This is a genomic window from Scytonema sp. PRP1 (assembly GCF_036697665.2).
Classification (GTDB): Bacteria; Cyanobacteriota; Cyanobacteriia; order Cyanobacteriales; family Nostocaceae; genus Kalymmatonema; species Kalymmatonema gypsitolerans.
The window spans coordinates 15,806-29,772 of the sequence record NZ_JBAHYJ020000020.1; the positions used below are offsets into that span (position 1 = coordinate 15,806).

Below are 13,967 nucleotides of genomic sequence, written 5' to 3' on the forward strand. Positions count from 1 at the left end.
TTACCCAACAGGAGAATAAACAATGACTACAACACAGAAAGTAGCTGTCGTAACCGGTGCAAATCGCGGTTTGGGATTTGAAGCTTCTCGTCAGTTGGCTAAGAAAGGATATCAGGTAATTCTCACCAGCCGAGATGAAGCTAAAGGCAAAGCTGCTGCTGAAAAGTTACAAGCTGAAGGTTTGAATGTCATTTTTCATCCCCTTGATGTCACTAATGATGAAAGCAGTCAACAATTAGCTGAATTTCTTCATGAGCAGTTTGGCAAACTCGATGTCTTAGTAAATAACGCAGCCATCTACATCGATTCTCAAACAGGTGGAAACAGTGTGTTTGATGCCAAAATTGACACTCTGCGGCAAACAATCGAAACAAATGTTTACGGTGTTTTGCGAGTGACTCAAGCGTTGATTGGGTTGATGCAAAAACAAAATTATGGACGGATAGTGAATGTTTCTTCTGGTGCGGGACAACTGACTGATATGGGAAGCGGTGTTCCTACGTATCGCATTTCCAAAACCGCTTTGAATGCCTTAACGCGGATTCTTGCTAACGAATTACAAGGCAAAAATATATTAGTGAATTCCGTTTGTCCAGGTTGGGTGAAAACTGATATGGGTGGTCCAAATGCACCCCGCACGCCAGAACAAGGAGTCGATACGATTGTGTGGCTGGCAACTCTTCCTGATGAAGGTGCAACGGGTGGGTTCTTCCGCGATCGCCAACCAATTGACTGGTAATATAAAGGAGCAGAACATGAATAGATTACAAGGAAAGTATGCCTTAATCACAGGGGCATCACAAGGATTAGGGCGCCAACTCGCAATTGATTTTGCTCGTGAAGCAGCAGCAGGAATATCTATTGTGGCGCGTAATGTTGAGTGTCTGAATCAAGTGCGTAAAGATATTCACGAAATCGCACCCAAAACACAAGTTCTCATCATTGGCGCTGATTTAACTAAGCACGAAGATATCGAGCGTGTTGTTGCGACAACTTTATGCGAATTCAACGGTCATCTCGACATTTTAGTGAATAATGCATCGAGCATTGGTCCTTCTCCCATGCCTTACTTGCTCGATTACCCACTTGAAGATTTTCGTAACGTTATCAACACCAATTTAATCGCCCCATTTTTACTTATTAAAAAGGCATTACCAGCGATGATTGAAAATGGCGGTTCCATTATCAACGTCACGAGTGATGCAGGGGTAAATGGTTACCCTGGTTGGGGCGCTTATGGCATCTCGAAATTCGGTATTGAAGGCATGTCTCAGACATGGGCGGCGGAACTTGAAGACAGCGGTGTGCGCGTCAATTGGGTAGATCCGGGAGATATGAATACCGCCATGCACCGTGCAGCAGAACCAGAGGAAGATCCCACCCAATGGGCAAATCCAGCAGATGTAACTGAAGTGTTCATCTACCTAGCTTCCGATGAATCACGCCACGTCAACGGTCAAAGATTTCAAGCTCAGGAAGAAAATTGGGGTCAGGAAACAGAAGAACCAGCGCTCGTTTAAATCGGTAACAAGTAAGTAGTGAGCGCTTAAGCGCTTACTACAACAAAATTAGTAATACTCATGAGTCATCTATCGAAAGTAGTGTTTTTCATAATCAAAAGTACTACTTTCAAAAAGTAATGATTCATACAACAATACTGTTGGTAAATGTTATATGTTAACAAAACCCTTTACTTTTACACTTCCGGCGGAGCTTTCCGCAAAAGAACCACCAGAGCGTAGGGGAATTGCCCGTGATCAAGTGCGATTAATGGTCATTAACCGTAATGACTACAGAGTCGAACATACCTATTTCAATAGCATTGGTGAGTTCCTCCGCCCTGGTGATTTATTAGTCTTTAATACAAGTCGTACCCTTCCGGCTTCTCTTGATGGCTGCGAGATACCGGAAGGACAATGTATGGAAATCCGCTTAGCGCAGCATCTTGCGGATGATTCTTGGCTTGCTTTACCTTTGTGCCAGCAACTACCCACCTGTAGCTTGCAAACAGGGACGCAAATTCACTTTGGTCAAGGGTTAACTGCCAATATAGAGAATCGCGACACGCATATTCCGCAACTGTGGAAAATACGCTTCTCAAAATCAGGAACTGAGTTGATGGACACACTCTATCGCTTAGGGCGTCCGATTCGTTATGAATATGTTTCAGAACCTTGGGATTTAGACTACTATCAAACTGTCTACGCCAAAGAACCAGGTTCCGCAGAGATGCCATCAGCAGGACGGGCTTTTACGTGGAAGCTACTTTTTGATTTAAAGCGCCGTGGGGTGGAAACCGCACACATTGTACTACATACGGGTTTATCTTCTTATATGGATGATGAACTCGACGCACAGCATCTCGCTTCAGAAGAAGAATACTTCATTAGTGAAGCAGCGGCACAGAAGATTAACCACACCCATAAGGAAGGAGGACGAGTCATTGCAGTTGGGACGACTGTAGTCCGCGCTTTGGAATCTGTTGCAGATGCAAATGGGTTGGTACAGCCCCAACATGGCTACACGCGATTACACATTACTGCTGAGCATAAACTTAAAACAGTGGATGGATTGCTAACTGGCTTGCATGAACCAGAAGCCAGCCACCTCGACTTGCTGACTGCGTTTCTTCCGGGACAGCAAATTAAGCAACCTTATGAGGATGCGGTGCAGCGAGGTTACTTGTGGCACGAATTCGGAGATTTGAATTTGATTTTGTAAGTTTGTGAAAGAAGAATTGGGGTTGAGCAAGTTTTCGTTAACTGATCTCAACCCCAAATAGTTCTTCGAGTAATTCGCTTGCTTGTTCTAAAGAGTTCAACACTCTGTAAGCCAAACTTTTTATTTGAGGAGATGGCTGTTCTAAATCAGGAACCATAATAGTACACATTCCAGCCGACGAAGCTCCTTGGACACCGACATATGAGTCCTCAAAAACCACACACTCTTGAGGAGCAACACCAATTCTGCGACTGACTTCTAGAAAAATATCAGGAGCAGGCTTACCTTGGGCGACATCTTCGCTTGTGACAATCGTTGCAAAATATTGAAAAATTCCAGCGCTGGTCAAACGTCGGATTGTTCTGACTAAAGATGTCCCGGTTGCCAATCCAAGAATGACTCCAAGCCCGCTTAACCTATTTAACAATTCTAATGCACCTGGCTTTACAGGAAGACCTTGTTGCATTTCTCGAGAATCACCCAGTTCAATGCGTTGGGCTGTAACGGACTCAAAAGGAAAGCTTTCGCCATATCTTCTTTTTAAAACTTTTTCCCGCCATGACAAGTCCCGACCGACAAACTCTTGGTATAAGTTGTTAAATAAATCATCGCTCATCTCATAGCCATGATTTTCTAGAGCTTTCTTCCAAGCCCAGCGAGCAATCCTTTCTGTGTCAAAAAGCAGACCATCCATGTCAAAAATTGCGGCTTTGAAATATTGCGACATATTGAGTTTGTCAATGATAACGTGGCAACACCTAACTGTCTATTTTGCTTGTAACGTTGAGCAGCAGTCCACTGTTTAGCGCCTGGTTTTAGAGGATTCAGCAGTGCTTGCATGAAAAATTCAAAGAACGCAGTCGCCTGGGCAGGAAAACCCTACCAAAAGCGCTGCTGCTGGGCGTCTACGTTTTAGATACAACTTCAATAAGACATTTCCAGATTACATTTAAAATGTAGAGTTTTATAACCCAAAACCCGTGCTTTCATCTCAGTTACCGACGATTAACGCCCTAAAACAACCCACGAGTTCCGCTTGGGTGGAACAAGCAATATCTAACTTAGATCTTATTCTGCTCGACCACTCCCACTGCGAACGCAAAGCAGCTAGTGCGGCGTTAAACTTTATGTTTCGCTACCCTTCTAATACCAAAATGGTGCGGGAACTCACCAAAATCGCCCGCGAAGAACTAGAACACTTTGAACTCGTCAATCAATGGCTGGAACGCCGGAATATCCCCCTTGCTAACCTACAGCCGCCTCCTTACGGTGCTGGTTTGAAAGCACAAGTTCGCCCCAAAGAACCAGAGCGGTTTTTAGATTCTTTGCTCGTCACGGGTTTAATTGAAGCTCGCAGTCACGAACGCTTGGGATTGTTAGCAATTCACTGCCCTGAGCCAGAATTAGCGAAATTTTATCACAGCTTGATGGCATCTGAAGCGCGGCACTATGGTACATACTGGGTTCTGGCTGATACTTACTTTGACCGTGAAATTGTTATGCAACGACTGGATGAGTTGGCAGTTGCCGAAAGTGAATTGTTAGCAAATTTGCACCCAGCACCTAGAATCCATAGCTAAAAGTACAGAGATTCACGCTTCAGTGGCAACACGAATTAAGACAGCAAAGGAAAATCCTTATGAGGGGATGGAGTTCTTTGTCTAGAGGTTTTGATACTGTTATTGCAAATGAAAAGTTACTATAAGGATTTTTTGATTCGTGACTGGGAACAGAGCGATTGCCCAAGGGGCAGTGGCAAAGCCAATCGCGCTCCCGCATCTGAAATTATCCGGTCTGTATTATCAGAATACGGTTTGGGTTGGGAACCAGAAGGTGCAGACCGAGATGTGCTGCAAGTGGAAGAATACTACTTAGCAACTGGGGGAGAGTTTTGGGTAATCGAATACCAAAACCAACTTGTGGGTACTGGGGCATATTACCCGATCACACGAGGGGAAAAAGCCGTAGAAATACGCAAAATGTATCTTTTACCTAGCGTGAGGGGTTTAGGATTGGGTAAATATTTGCTACAACAGTTAGAAGCGGCGATCGCAGCCCGTGGTTTTCAGCAAATTTGGATTGAAACCGCCAGTGTTTTGACCGAAGCAGTCAAGCTGTATGAAAGCAACGGGTATCAAAGGGCAACAGGTGTAGAAACCGCTCGTTGCGATAGAGTGTATGTCAAAGTTCTCTATTAGACTTGCACAAGTCAAAGAAAGGAGAAAATCAAACCACAGATTAACACAGATGGACACAGATAATTAACTAGTGTGCATCTGTGGTTCTAAATATCCATTGATCACACTTTTGCAAGCTTTTATAAGAAATCTATTAAAAAAGCCTGGTTTCCCAGGCTTTTCATCAGTTAGCACGATTCAAGGTCAATCTCAGAGGTGGGATTGCTCACTGTTATTTAAGAGGTTGCGAGGAAGTTCGGCAGAGGATTGCCACCGTTACGACCGACAGCGGGGATTTCCAACAGAGCATCCGTAGCTTGCTTGACGCCGTTTTGTGTTTGCACGTTGGGGTCGATGGTGACGGAGTTTTGGTCGCCTGGATGTCCGTTAGGAACGAATAGCTGTGGATGGTCGAAGGGCGCTCTTTGATTGCGGACTCGCTCATCAGTCAGCGCTTTCAAAAAGGCAACCAGCGCCTGTTTATCCTTTGGTTCCAGGTTCAACACTCGCAAACCGCCAAAGTCTCCGCCCCGACTGTAAAAATCAACGACTTGTTCCAAGGTTGCCTGACCACCATTGTGGAAGTAGGGGGCAGTGAGTTCTATATTGCGGAGACCTGGTGTTTTGAAGGCTCCGTCTGCAATCACAGTATCACTAGAACTAACCGATATAGGGGGATCTTCGCCAAGGAGCTGCTGAAATTTCCCCTGCTGAGCCAGCCGTACCTCTGACAGCGGATTGCCTCGCGGATTACCGAATTCGTCTTGATCATTCCTATCAAGACTACCCAAACCAGGGTCTTCGCTGGGGGGTCTGACGCCGATACTAAAGAAACCCGTGTCTTGCACCGGGTTCGTCGGAGGTATCTGCAGACGTCTGATTCGTCCGCTTTGAGCTACGCTGCTCACTGAGGCAGTCGTCAATTCCGAGCCACCGTGGCAGCCAATACACCCACTATTCTGGAAAATGGTCCACCCCTGCTGTTGCTGCTCAGTCAGGGCGTTAGGCTTCTTGGCTAAGAACTGGTCAAATGGTGTATCGTCAGACACCAATGTTGATTCGTAGGCTTGAACTGCCAACCCAAAGAACAACGAGAAGTTGTACTCCATCTGCGTGTATTCGATGGTGGTCAAGCGGTTTCTTGGCTTACGCAAGAAGGTTCGCTCGCCGGTTTGTGGGTTGACTCGGATGACTATATTTGAGCGCCACCACTCCGGTTTAAAAGCATCCCGGATCATCGCCTCGTAAGACTTCCTCAGACCACGTCTGGGCGAATTACGGGACGAGTTGCTTAAACGACCTAAAACACTGTCATCATAAGCGACTATCTGTTTGGCAAGGGGCTGCAGGGCAAGGAACTTCTTACCTAGTTTCCTACCGATCCTTCTCAAAGGCGTCGGATTTGACGCCGGAAGTTGTTGCCTTAACGAGTCAACATCCGTTGATGGTGGCTCCGAATCAGGGTTATTCTCAACACTCCGACCTTGTTGGTCGAACACCCTAACCGTATCCTCTGCTTCGGACTCCTCAATAATAAACGGCGCCAAGGGCGCGAAGGGTGGGTTTTCAAACGCCGTCTCCAAGGAATTGAGCGGCGGTCCCACTGCCTGTGAAGCTAGAGACGAATTATTGAGACTAACTCGTACATCTTCTAGCCGCCTTGGTCTGGTTGCTTTCAAAACAAAAGCATCGGGGTCTCTCAATCCCAAGGGATTCACCCCGTTAAAGGTGTTTTGAGCCAGTCCGTCCCAGAAGTTGCGAAAGTTGAACACCGCATTGATCACCGACGGTGTATGGCGGGGCGTTACCTGGCGGACGTTCGTGCCATTCACATTGAAGGTTAGATCCTCTAGAGGCGTCACATTGTCCTTGTCACTCCCAGGAACCACGTCAACGAACTCTGATCTGAAAACCCCCTGCGAGCCAGTGACGTCATTACTGTCAGAGACAACGCTCGAGGATCTATTATTCGGATCTGCCAGCTTATGGAATGGGTAATCTGCTGCCGTCAGCTGATAGTTCGGGCGACCTCCCGTATTGAAGGTCTTAGGGTCTTCCAAAAGACCTGGGCTGATCTGGTTCTTGGATCTGTTGTCTGCTCCAGCATGAAAGTGACAACTGGCGCAAGACTGGATACCATCGCTGCCAAGCTGCATATCCCAAAAAAGAGACTTTCCTAAGGCGATCGCGGCTGTCTTGTCTTTGATGAAATCCCCTAAATTATCTGGTTCGGGAACCGTGATTTGGCTCAGCGGACGCAGATCAGTTGTTACTTGCGCCGATACAGTATGCCCGGCTAAAATTGCAGCCGTCACTAGAGCTGCAATTGTCGTGCCCCTTTTTATTTTCGTGCTCCAAGACAATTTGGATGCTAGGTGATTGCGTCCTCTTAGCATCTCCGCTGCCCAGATGCCAATAATTTGTGTTATTTCTAAAAGCCTTGATAGCAGATGGATAAAAGGGAAAGCAGAATAATCCCTTCTCCTACTTGCCTTTTGGGTGTCTTTGGACTCCTCTAACTCAGGCAAGCCGCTATGGCTATTTTTTCTAGCATTGCTCATTTGTTTTTCTGTTTTTCTGGTTTTTTGCCAAAATTTGAGTCAATTTATGCTAGTAGTCTGTTGCAACAATATGTGCTGCTTTAAACAGGGTTTCTAGAACCTAATCGAAGCCATAGGAAACAAACTATGGCTCTACTTATTTTTCAGATCCACGTAGAAAATTTACGCAAAGTATAAATTATTTCTTACAAAACTTTACACTTATACATTTTGATTCAAGTATCACTTACAGTAGAAGGGAGTTGTTCACCCTAGATGAAAAACTGGACTCAAAATTTAAAAGGCTTACTCAACCTTTTTCTACAATCCAACTGCCCCCTTTGCGAGCGTCCGACGTCCCAGGACTTATGTCAAAACTGTGCCAGACAGTTGCAAAAATGTCACCTAAAAGACCCAAGTTCTCTGTGGAAAGACCCCCTACCAGTATTTGCTTGGGGGAGATATGGCGGTATCCTTAAACGGGCGATCGCTGCAATGAAATACGAAAACCAACCCCAAATTGCTCGTCCTTTGGGTCAATCCTTAGGAGAAGCATGGCTATTGCATGCGCCCCTTTACGAGCAGAAGATTGTGGTTGTTCCTATCCCACTCCACGCTAATAAGCAAAAAGACCGGGGATATAACCAAGCTGCATTGATAGCGCAAAGTTTTTGCGAAACAACTGGATTAAAATTGAAACAAAATGGCTTGACAAGAGTGCGAGCGACTGAAGCGCAATATTCTTTATCAGCCTCAGAGCGAGCCAAAAATTTAACTGAAGCTTTTGGAATAGGCAAAGATTTTCGTCGCCGTCCAGAAGTTGCGGTGCTTTTGGTCGATGACATTTACACAACGGGTGCGACTGCTATGTCTGCTATGGAAACACTCAATCAAGCTGGAATGAAAGTTGTAGGGTTAGCAGCATCTGCTATTACTTTAAAGGTGTAGGAGCGCAAAGCCCTATCGTGATAAGTAAGTTATTATGTAGGTATTATTTTTTTGAATGCCGCGTGAATTCTTACTCCCTACGGTGTCCCTGCATAGGCAAATTCTGCTTAAGAAAACTATAATTAACCAGATGACTCTGTTTTTGTGGGAATAGACTTTGGAATGATAAATAAGGGTTTGGCGGTGGGATTGAAACAAGTCACAATCATTCCTGCCACGTTACTAGCTATTGGTATAGGTACAACAGCAGCATTCGCTCAAGCCAATAAATTTTATAATCCACTTTCTATACCTGTCGGTAATGAAATTAGTGATACACTCTCTGACAAAGACATTCCCACAGGTCAAGGCGGATTTGCCCGTGATTACATGGTGAAGTTGAATAAGGGCGATAATCTGGCGGTTGATCTGGTGTCTGACAGTTTTGACTGTATCATCACACTGCTGGGACCCAATGGAACAACATTGGCGGAAAATGACGATGGTCCTGATGGTACCAGCAATTCCCTACTTTTTACCCGAATCACGGAAACAGGTAATTACGTCATTCGCGTCCGGTCTTTTGGAGAAACTGGCGTTGGAGCTTTTAAACTTAAGGTCACACGGCTACAGGCAGTTAAATGAAATTATGAATTGTAAATTATGAATTACGAAACTTTTTTATGATTTACAATTCATGATTTTCCAAAGCGGTTAGTATACAAAGAAATAAAGCTTCAGTCCACTCAACGACTGCGCCGTAGGTATCTCCTGTATGTCCACCTAATTTATGGTTAAACCAAGCACCAGTTAGAGTGGCGATCGCACTTCCAGCGAGTATCATTCCTAAGGCGAAAAAGAAACTTTTGTCTAGCAGTATTTGTAAACCACTCAAACTCATCATCAATAACAGCCCTGGTAGCAAATCTTTGTAGGAACGAATCGCTTGTTTGTGAAGTGCGCCTTTGCCAGTAGGTTTTAGATATCGGTATTGGGCGATCGCCACTTGTTGACCCCAACGTCCCCACCCACAAGCAACCATCAAAACCAACCAACGGTATTTCTCTAAATCCGTCAAAGCCGCTGTTTTCATTAATACTAAGGCAATTGCTGCCATTGCTCCAAACGCACCTGTCGCACTATCTGCCATCACCTCTAGTCGCCGCTTTGGATCACCCACTGCCAATCCATCCGCAGTATCCATTGCTCCATCTAAATGTAGTCCACCAGTAATCGCAATCCAAAGACACACCACCAATACGCTGCGGGTTAGCGTTGGCACACCGAAATAATTCATACTGACATCAAAGAACCCTAAAATTCCTCCAATGATTAGCCCGATTTGCGGGGCAAACCGCGCCACTTTCGTGAAGTCTAACCCGTTTATGTAAGGTAGGGGAATGCTAGTATAGAATATAAGAGATGCTGCTATATCTAACACCAGTTGTTTCCACCACTGAAAGCAATTCGTCATATTTTTGACCAAAAGAGGACGCACAACTCAGTTGTCAGAACTCAGAAGGATAAAAGAAGTTTAGATATCAGGATTCAACATCAGTTCTGTAGATATGAAGTGCGAAGTAGGACGGTACAAGCCCCACCAAATCTTGAATTTGGTAGTTCATTAATGAGTACCCGGTTCCAATTCCCCACTGATTGCATTCTGAGTTCTTCTTTAAATAAATTAACAATTCCCTGTCTTTGCCAATTAAGGAATAATACTGACAATTGAGCAACATACAGAGGCATTAATTTTTAAAGCTTTAAATAAGATTTCCATTTATGAGAAACTTATCCAAAAAATTTTGTTATTCTGATCTCAGTATAAAAAGTTAAATATTTTGTATAGGATTAACACTTTTATGCTGGGGTTAGGCAGTCAAAATTTAGTTCACTGGCAGTTTAGCAGTGCTGTTTCTTAAAAACCAGTTATCACAGCTTTTGAGTTATTCGCTCTACAGAGTTGATATTTGATTAAAATGTAGGGGATAAAAAAAGCTGTAGCTTTGACTGCTTTGCTGTGTTATATCTCACCTGCCCTCTTGAAGTTATTTAATTATGAACCATCATCTACCTAACGCAAAGATACCAGCCCCGTGCATTATCAGTACAGGCGTGGTTGTAAATAAGCTTGATATGCGGCGATTGCTGACGGATTTAGGTCGTGTCCGCTACATCTACACTTACGCAGGTAAGTTGCAGAGCGAGGGTGAAGGGGATGTTATGGAAGTATTTGCCAATCCACAACGTTCTACCCTAGTCGCAAATCATGCTCTTTACCTGAATGTTCACAGTTTTGATTACTTGGAACTGAAACAGTCTTCAGAAAAACAAACTTACTTTGACCTAGTGCAAGAAGGGGTGTGTCTGCGACTGATTCCTCTGTCAACTCCCTTGCAAGAGCGACAACAACGTTGCTTGAATGTCAACGATATAGAAGTGATGATGGAGCAGGTACTATCAGCAAAATGGGATGCAGAATTTGACGACGATAATTCAGATTTACTCTAAAGCTCCATCAGCTATCAGCATTTCATTTATCAGCTTTTTGACCATTCTTTAGTAAAAAATCTCTTTATCAAAAATTTGGGTCTAAAACCCCGTCCTTTTAGGACGGCTTTATGTGAAACGTGTTAACATAAAGAAAAAGTTGGTTAGGTCGAGCCAAAATGATAATTTACGAGTTCAAAGTCAAGGGAAAAGACAGGCAGTATAGGGCAATAGACGATGCTATCCGTACTAGTCAATTCATTCAGAACAAGTGTTTACGCTTCTGGATGGATAACAAGGGTACTAGTTTGAATAGATATGACTTGAATAAACATTGTGCAGTCCTTGCTGCCGAGTTCCCCTTTGCGGATGAACTTAACTCAATGGCTCGTCAATCTGCGGCGGAGCGAGCTTGGAGTGCAATAGCGCGATTCTACGATAATTGCAAAAAGAAGGTTAAAGGGAAAAAAGGGTTCCCACAATTTAAAAAACATTGTCGTTCTGTTGAATACAAAACGTCAGGATGGAAACTCTCTACTACTCGAAAAGCCATAACCTTTTCAGACAAAAAAGAGATAGGAACCTTGAAATTAAAAGGAACCTATGACCTTAATTACTATGACATCAAGCAGATTAAGCGTGTCCGGTTAGTACGTCGTGCTGACGGGTACTACGCTCAATTTGCTGTTGATATTGACCTCAAGGTTGAAAAGGTGCCAACAGGTCAAGTAGTTGGCATTGACTTGGGACTGAAGTACTTCATTGCTGATGATAAAGGCAATGTGGAGCAATCTCCCCAGTTTTACCGTAAATCTCTTAAGCAATTAAATCGTGCTAATCGCAAAAAATCCAAGAAGTACGACCCCAAAAAGAAGAAGGCTCAACAACCACAATCAACCAACTACCACAAAGCACGAGAAAGATATGCCCGTAAGCATTTAAGAGTAAGTAGGCAACGAAAAGAATATTGCAAGCGTGTTGCATATTCCGTCATCCAATCTAACGATTTGGTAGCCTATGAAGATTTAAATGTGAAGGGCTTGGTACGTAATCGTCATCTGGCTAAGTCAATATCTGATGCTGGTTGGTCAACTTTCCGGTCATGGTTAGAGTATCTTGGTCACAAATATGGTTCGGTAACAGTCGCTGTTCCTCCCCATAACACAAGCCAGAATTGCTCTAATTGTGGCCAGAAGGTGAAGAAGTCTCTATCTACTAGAACTCATGTCTGTCCACATTGTGGATTTGTGGAGGATAGGGACGTGAACGCAGCCATCAACATCCTGGCACGGGGTCTACGTACCGTGGGGCACACGGGAACTTACGCTTGGGGAGATTTGCCCTCTTGGGCGATTGGTGCAAACCTGTCGTCTAACGGCGAGTCAACGAACCAAGAATCCCCGTCTCTTTAGAGCGGGGAGTGTCAAACAGCTAAATTAGGATAACCAGTTAGCTAAAAAGCTGACGTTGAGGAGCTTTTCGCCTGGGCGGGTTCGCCTTTGAGGCTATGAGCGTTGCTGAATGTTTGATAAAGGTTAATTGTCTCTTGAAAGCAAAATTTTCTTTTCAACGTCTGACCAGCTGTAGCCAAACGAAAGCTAGAGCCGGGATTTTTTTAACCCCTCATGGTCCGGTGGAAACCCCACGATTTATGCCAGTGGGGACGCTAGCAAATGTCAAAACTCTCACTCCTGCTCAACTGCGGGATACACAAGCACAAATGATATTGTGCAATACTTATCATTTGCACCTCCAACCAGGTGAAAGAATTGTGGCTGGAGGTGGAGGACTGCACAAATTTATGGGCTGGAATGGTCCGATTTTGACTGACTCTGGTGGGTTTCAGGTCTTCAGCTTAAGCGAAATGCGAAAAATCAGTGAAGAGGGTGTCACGTTTCGCTCACCTCATGATGGTCAAATTATTAATTTAACACCAGAACGCTCGATTGAGATTCAGAATATTTTAGGGGCGGATGTCATCATGGCGTTTGATGAGTGTCCGCCGTACCCAGCAACTCGAGAAGATGTGGAAGCAGCAACGCTGAGGACTTACCGTTGGTTAGAACGTTGTATTGCGGCACATAAACGCAGTGACCAGGCTTTGTTTGGTATTGTACAGGGAGGCGTGCATCTTGATTTGCGCTCCTCTGCGGCTATTGCTTTAGCACAGTTGGATCTGCCCGGATATGCTATTGGTGGTGTGAGTGTGGGCGAACCGCCAGAACTGATTGCAAAAATTGTGGAAGCGACAGCACCGCTGCTCCCACCAGAAAAGCCGCGTTACTTGATGGGTGTAGGTACCTTTCGAGAAATGGCGATCGCGATCGCTTCAGGTGTCGATTTATTTGACTGCGTGATTCCTACTCGCTGGGCGAGACATGGTACAGCGATGGTGCAAGGCGAACGGTGGAATTTAAAGAATGCACAGTTTCGTGAAGATTTTACGCCTCTAGATGAAACTTGTCCTTGCTACACTTGTCAAAATTTTAGCCGTGCATATTTGTCTCATTTGGTGCGATCGCAAGAAATTTTGGCTTACACTTTGTTAAGCATTCACAACATCACCGAACTCATTCGCTTTACTCAAAGGATACGAGAGGCAATATTAGAAGACCAATTTGCCACAAAATTTGCCCAATGGCTCACTCCTACACCGCAATCAGGTGAAACAGTGAGCAGGAATTCCTTATAATTCTTTGGGCAAGGATGAGAGGGATGTTAAGATTCTGATATTATATTTATCAATGTTTTTGATAAATGTTTTCGTACAACCGTAGGAACTACGGTGGTGCTGCCTGTGGAGGTAATTGTTACTCGGCACTCGATTCATGCGAATGTCTGGAACATCCGAAGAAGCAGGAACTCCTGGTAGCGATGTCAGGAAACTACGTTCCTATTGGACGTAGAGAACGTTCATGATACTTGTGAAAGCTGTGTTGGATAGGTGGATTTAATAAATATGGAAGCAGCATTGTTATTAGCAAAACTACCTGAAGCTTACCAAATCTTCGACCCGCTGGTAGATGTTCTACCACTCATTCCTGTGTTCTTCTTGTTGCTGGCTTTCGTTTGGCAAGCAGCCGTTGGTTTCAGATAAAATTGGTGGACGCGA

14 protein-coding genes are annotated in these 13,967 nt (G+C 44.5%); 11 read left to right on the forward strand and 3 right to left on the reverse strand.

The annotated features are described in order from the left end of the window. The first annotated feature begins 22 nt into the window (after positions 1 to 22). The 3 genes from V5G28_RS03545 (at position 23) to V5G28_RS03555 (ending at position 2,721) form a co-directional block, all read left to right on the forward strand. Positions 23 to 739, forward strand: coding sequence for an SDR family oxidoreductase (locus V5G28_RS03545; protein WP_332993492.1), 717 nt, complete (start codon positions 23 to 25; stop codon positions 737 to 739). Beyond that, positions 687 to 1,520: an SDR family NAD(P)-dependent oxidoreductase gene (locus V5G28_RS03550; RefSeq protein WP_336229595.1), complete on the forward strand. Its 834-nt coding sequence runs from the start codon at positions 687 to 689 to the stop codon at positions 1,518 to 1,520. The genes V5G28_RS03545 and V5G28_RS03550 overlap by 53 nt, the downstream gene beginning before the upstream one ends. A gap of 154 nt (positions 1,521 to 1,674) precedes the next feature. Further along, complete coding sequence (locus V5G28_RS03555) at positions 1,675 to 2,721, forward strand: S-adenosylmethionine:tRNA ribosyltransferase-isomerase (protein ID WP_332993496.1); 1,047 nt, start codon at positions 1,675 to 1,677, stop codon at positions 2,719 to 2,721. Between the two features lie 37 nt (positions 2,722 to 2,758). Here V5G28_RS03555 and V5G28_RS03560 read toward each other — a convergent pair whose 3' ends face one another. Continuing rightward, the gene (locus V5G28_RS03560; RefSeq protein WP_332993499.1) at positions 2,759 to 3,448 is read right to left on the reverse strand and encodes an HAD family hydrolase; all 690 of its coding nucleotides are present in this window, start codon (positions 3,446 to 3,448) and stop codon (positions 2,759 to 2,761) included. Positions 3,449 to 3,701: 253 nt separating this feature from the next. Between V5G28_RS03560 and V5G28_RS03565 the strand changes: the two genes are divergently transcribed. Both V5G28_RS03565 and V5G28_RS03570 read left to right on the forward strand, forming a co-directional pair. Beyond that, positions 3,702 to 4,301 carry a tRNA-(ms[2]io[6]A)-hydroxylase gene (locus V5G28_RS03565; RefSeq protein WP_332993502.1) on the forward strand — a complete coding sequence of 200 codons (600 nt, stop codon included), beginning with the start codon at positions 3,702 to 3,704 and terminating at the stop codon, positions 4,299 to 4,301. Positions 4,302 to 4,409: 108 nt separating this feature from the next. Beyond that, positions 4,410 to 4,919, forward strand: a complete 510-nt coding sequence (locus V5G28_RS03570) for a GNAT family N-acetyltransferase (RefSeq protein ID WP_332993504.1) — start codon at positions 4,410 to 4,412, stop codon at positions 4,917 to 4,919. Between the two features lie 215 nt (positions 4,920 to 5,134). On the opposite strand, the gene V5G28_RS03575 is transcribed toward V5G28_RS03570, so the two are convergent. Beyond that, positions 5,135 to 7,459: a cytochrome-c peroxidase gene (locus tag V5G28_RS03575; RefSeq protein ID WP_332993507.1), complete on the reverse strand. Its 2,325-nt coding sequence runs from the start codon at positions 7,457 to 7,459 to the stop codon at positions 5,135 to 5,137. A 255-nt stretch (positions 7,460 to 7,714) separates the two neighbouring features. Between V5G28_RS03575 and V5G28_RS03580 the strand changes: the two genes are divergently transcribed. Both V5G28_RS03580 and V5G28_RS03585 read left to right on the forward strand, forming a co-directional pair. Then, the gene (locus V5G28_RS03580; protein WP_332993509.1) at positions 7,715 to 8,386 is read left to right on the forward strand and encodes a ComF family protein; all 672 of its coding nucleotides are present in this window, start codon (positions 7,715 to 7,717) and stop codon (positions 8,384 to 8,386) included. A gap of 162 nt (positions 8,387 to 8,548) precedes the next feature. After that, positions 8,549 to 9,010, forward strand: coding sequence for a PPC domain-containing protein (locus V5G28_RS03585; protein WP_073633210.1), 462 nt, complete (start codon positions 8,549 to 8,551; stop codon positions 9,008 to 9,010). Between the two features lie 43 nt (positions 9,011 to 9,053). On the opposite strand, the gene cobS is transcribed toward V5G28_RS03585, so the two are convergent. Further along, on the reverse strand, positions 9,054 to 9,839 hold the full coding sequence (cobS, locus tag V5G28_RS03590) for an adenosylcobinamide-GDP ribazoletransferase (protein WP_332993512.1): 786 nt from the start codon (positions 9,837 to 9,839) through the stop codon (positions 9,054 to 9,056). A 584-nt stretch (positions 9,840 to 10,423) separates the two neighbouring features. Here cobS and V5G28_RS03595 point away from each other — a divergent pair. From V5G28_RS03595 to V5G28_RS03610, 4 genes are all read left to right on the forward strand, one after another. Further along, the gene (locus V5G28_RS03595; RefSeq protein WP_096563129.1) at positions 10,424 to 10,876 is read left to right on the forward strand and encodes a hypothetical protein; all 453 of its coding nucleotides are present in this window, start codon (positions 10,424 to 10,426) and stop codon (positions 10,874 to 10,876) included. Between the two features lie 158 nt (positions 10,877 to 11,034). Then, entirely contained in the window at positions 11,035 to 12,267 is a 1,233-nt protein-coding gene (locus V5G28_RS03600; RefSeq protein WP_336229603.1) for an RNA-guided endonuclease InsQ/TnpB family protein, read from the forward strand. 134 nt (positions 12,268 to 12,401) lie between these two features. Further along, positions 12,402 to 13,547 carry a tRNA guanosine(34) transglycosylase Tgt gene (tgt, locus tag V5G28_RS03605; RefSeq protein WP_332993519.1) on the forward strand — a complete coding sequence of 382 codons (1,146 nt, stop codon included), beginning with the start codon at positions 12,402 to 12,404 and terminating at the stop codon, positions 13,545 to 13,547. Positions 13,548 to 13,814: 267 nt separating this feature from the next. Then, entirely contained in the window at positions 13,815 to 13,952 is a 138-nt protein-coding gene (locus tag V5G28_RS03610) for a photosystem II reaction center protein K (protein ID WP_017318155.1), read from the forward strand. Positions 13,953 to 13,967: the final 15 nt, after the last annotated feature.

Excerpts from the sequence above, each read along its gene's own strand:
- V5G28_RS03585 (WP_073633210.1), top strand. The coding sequence starts at position 8,549 with ATGATAAATAAGGGTTTGGCGGTGGGATTGAAACAAGTCACAATCATT.
- V5G28_RS03600 (WP_336229603.1), top strand. The coding sequence starts at position 11,035 with ATGATAATTTACGAGTTCAAAGTCAAGGGAAAAGACAGGCAGTATAGG.
- V5G28_RS03550 (WP_336229595.1), top strand. The coding sequence starts at position 687 with ATGAAGGTGCAACGGGTGGGTTCTTCCGCGATCGCCAACCAATTGACT.
- V5G28_RS03570 (WP_332993504.1), top strand. The coding sequence starts at position 4,410 with ATGAAAAGTTACTATAAGGATTTTTTGATTCGTGACTGGGAACAGAGC.
- V5G28_RS03545 (WP_332993492.1), top strand. The coding sequence starts at position 23 with ATGACTACAACACAGAAAGTAGCTGTCGTAACCGGTGCAAATCGCGGT.
- V5G28_RS03560 (WP_332993499.1), bottom strand. The coding sequence starts at position 3,448 with ATGTCGCAATATTTCAAAGCCGCAATTTTTGACATGGATGGTCTGCTT.
- cobS (WP_332993512.1), bottom strand. The coding sequence starts at position 9,839 with ATGACGAATTGCTTTCAGTGGTGGAAACAACTGGTGTTAGATATAGCA.
- V5G28_RS03555 (WP_332993496.1), top strand. The coding sequence starts at position 1,675 with ATGTTAACAAAACCCTTTACTTTTACACTTCCGGCGGAGCTTTCCGCA.
- V5G28_RS03610 (WP_017318155.1), top strand. The coding sequence starts at position 13,815 with ATGGAAGCAGCATTGTTATTAGCAAAACTACCTGAAGCTTACCAAATC.
- V5G28_RS03575 (WP_332993507.1), bottom strand. The coding sequence starts at position 7,459 with ATGAGCAATGCTAGAAAAAATAGCCATAGCGGCTTGCCTGAGTTAGAG.
- V5G28_RS03595 (WP_096563129.1), top strand. The coding sequence starts at position 10,424 with ATGAACCATCATCTACCTAACGCAAAGATACCAGCCCCGTGCATTATC.
- V5G28_RS03580 (WP_332993509.1), top strand. The coding sequence starts at position 7,715 with ATGAAAAACTGGACTCAAAATTTAAAAGGCTTACTCAACCTTTTTCTA.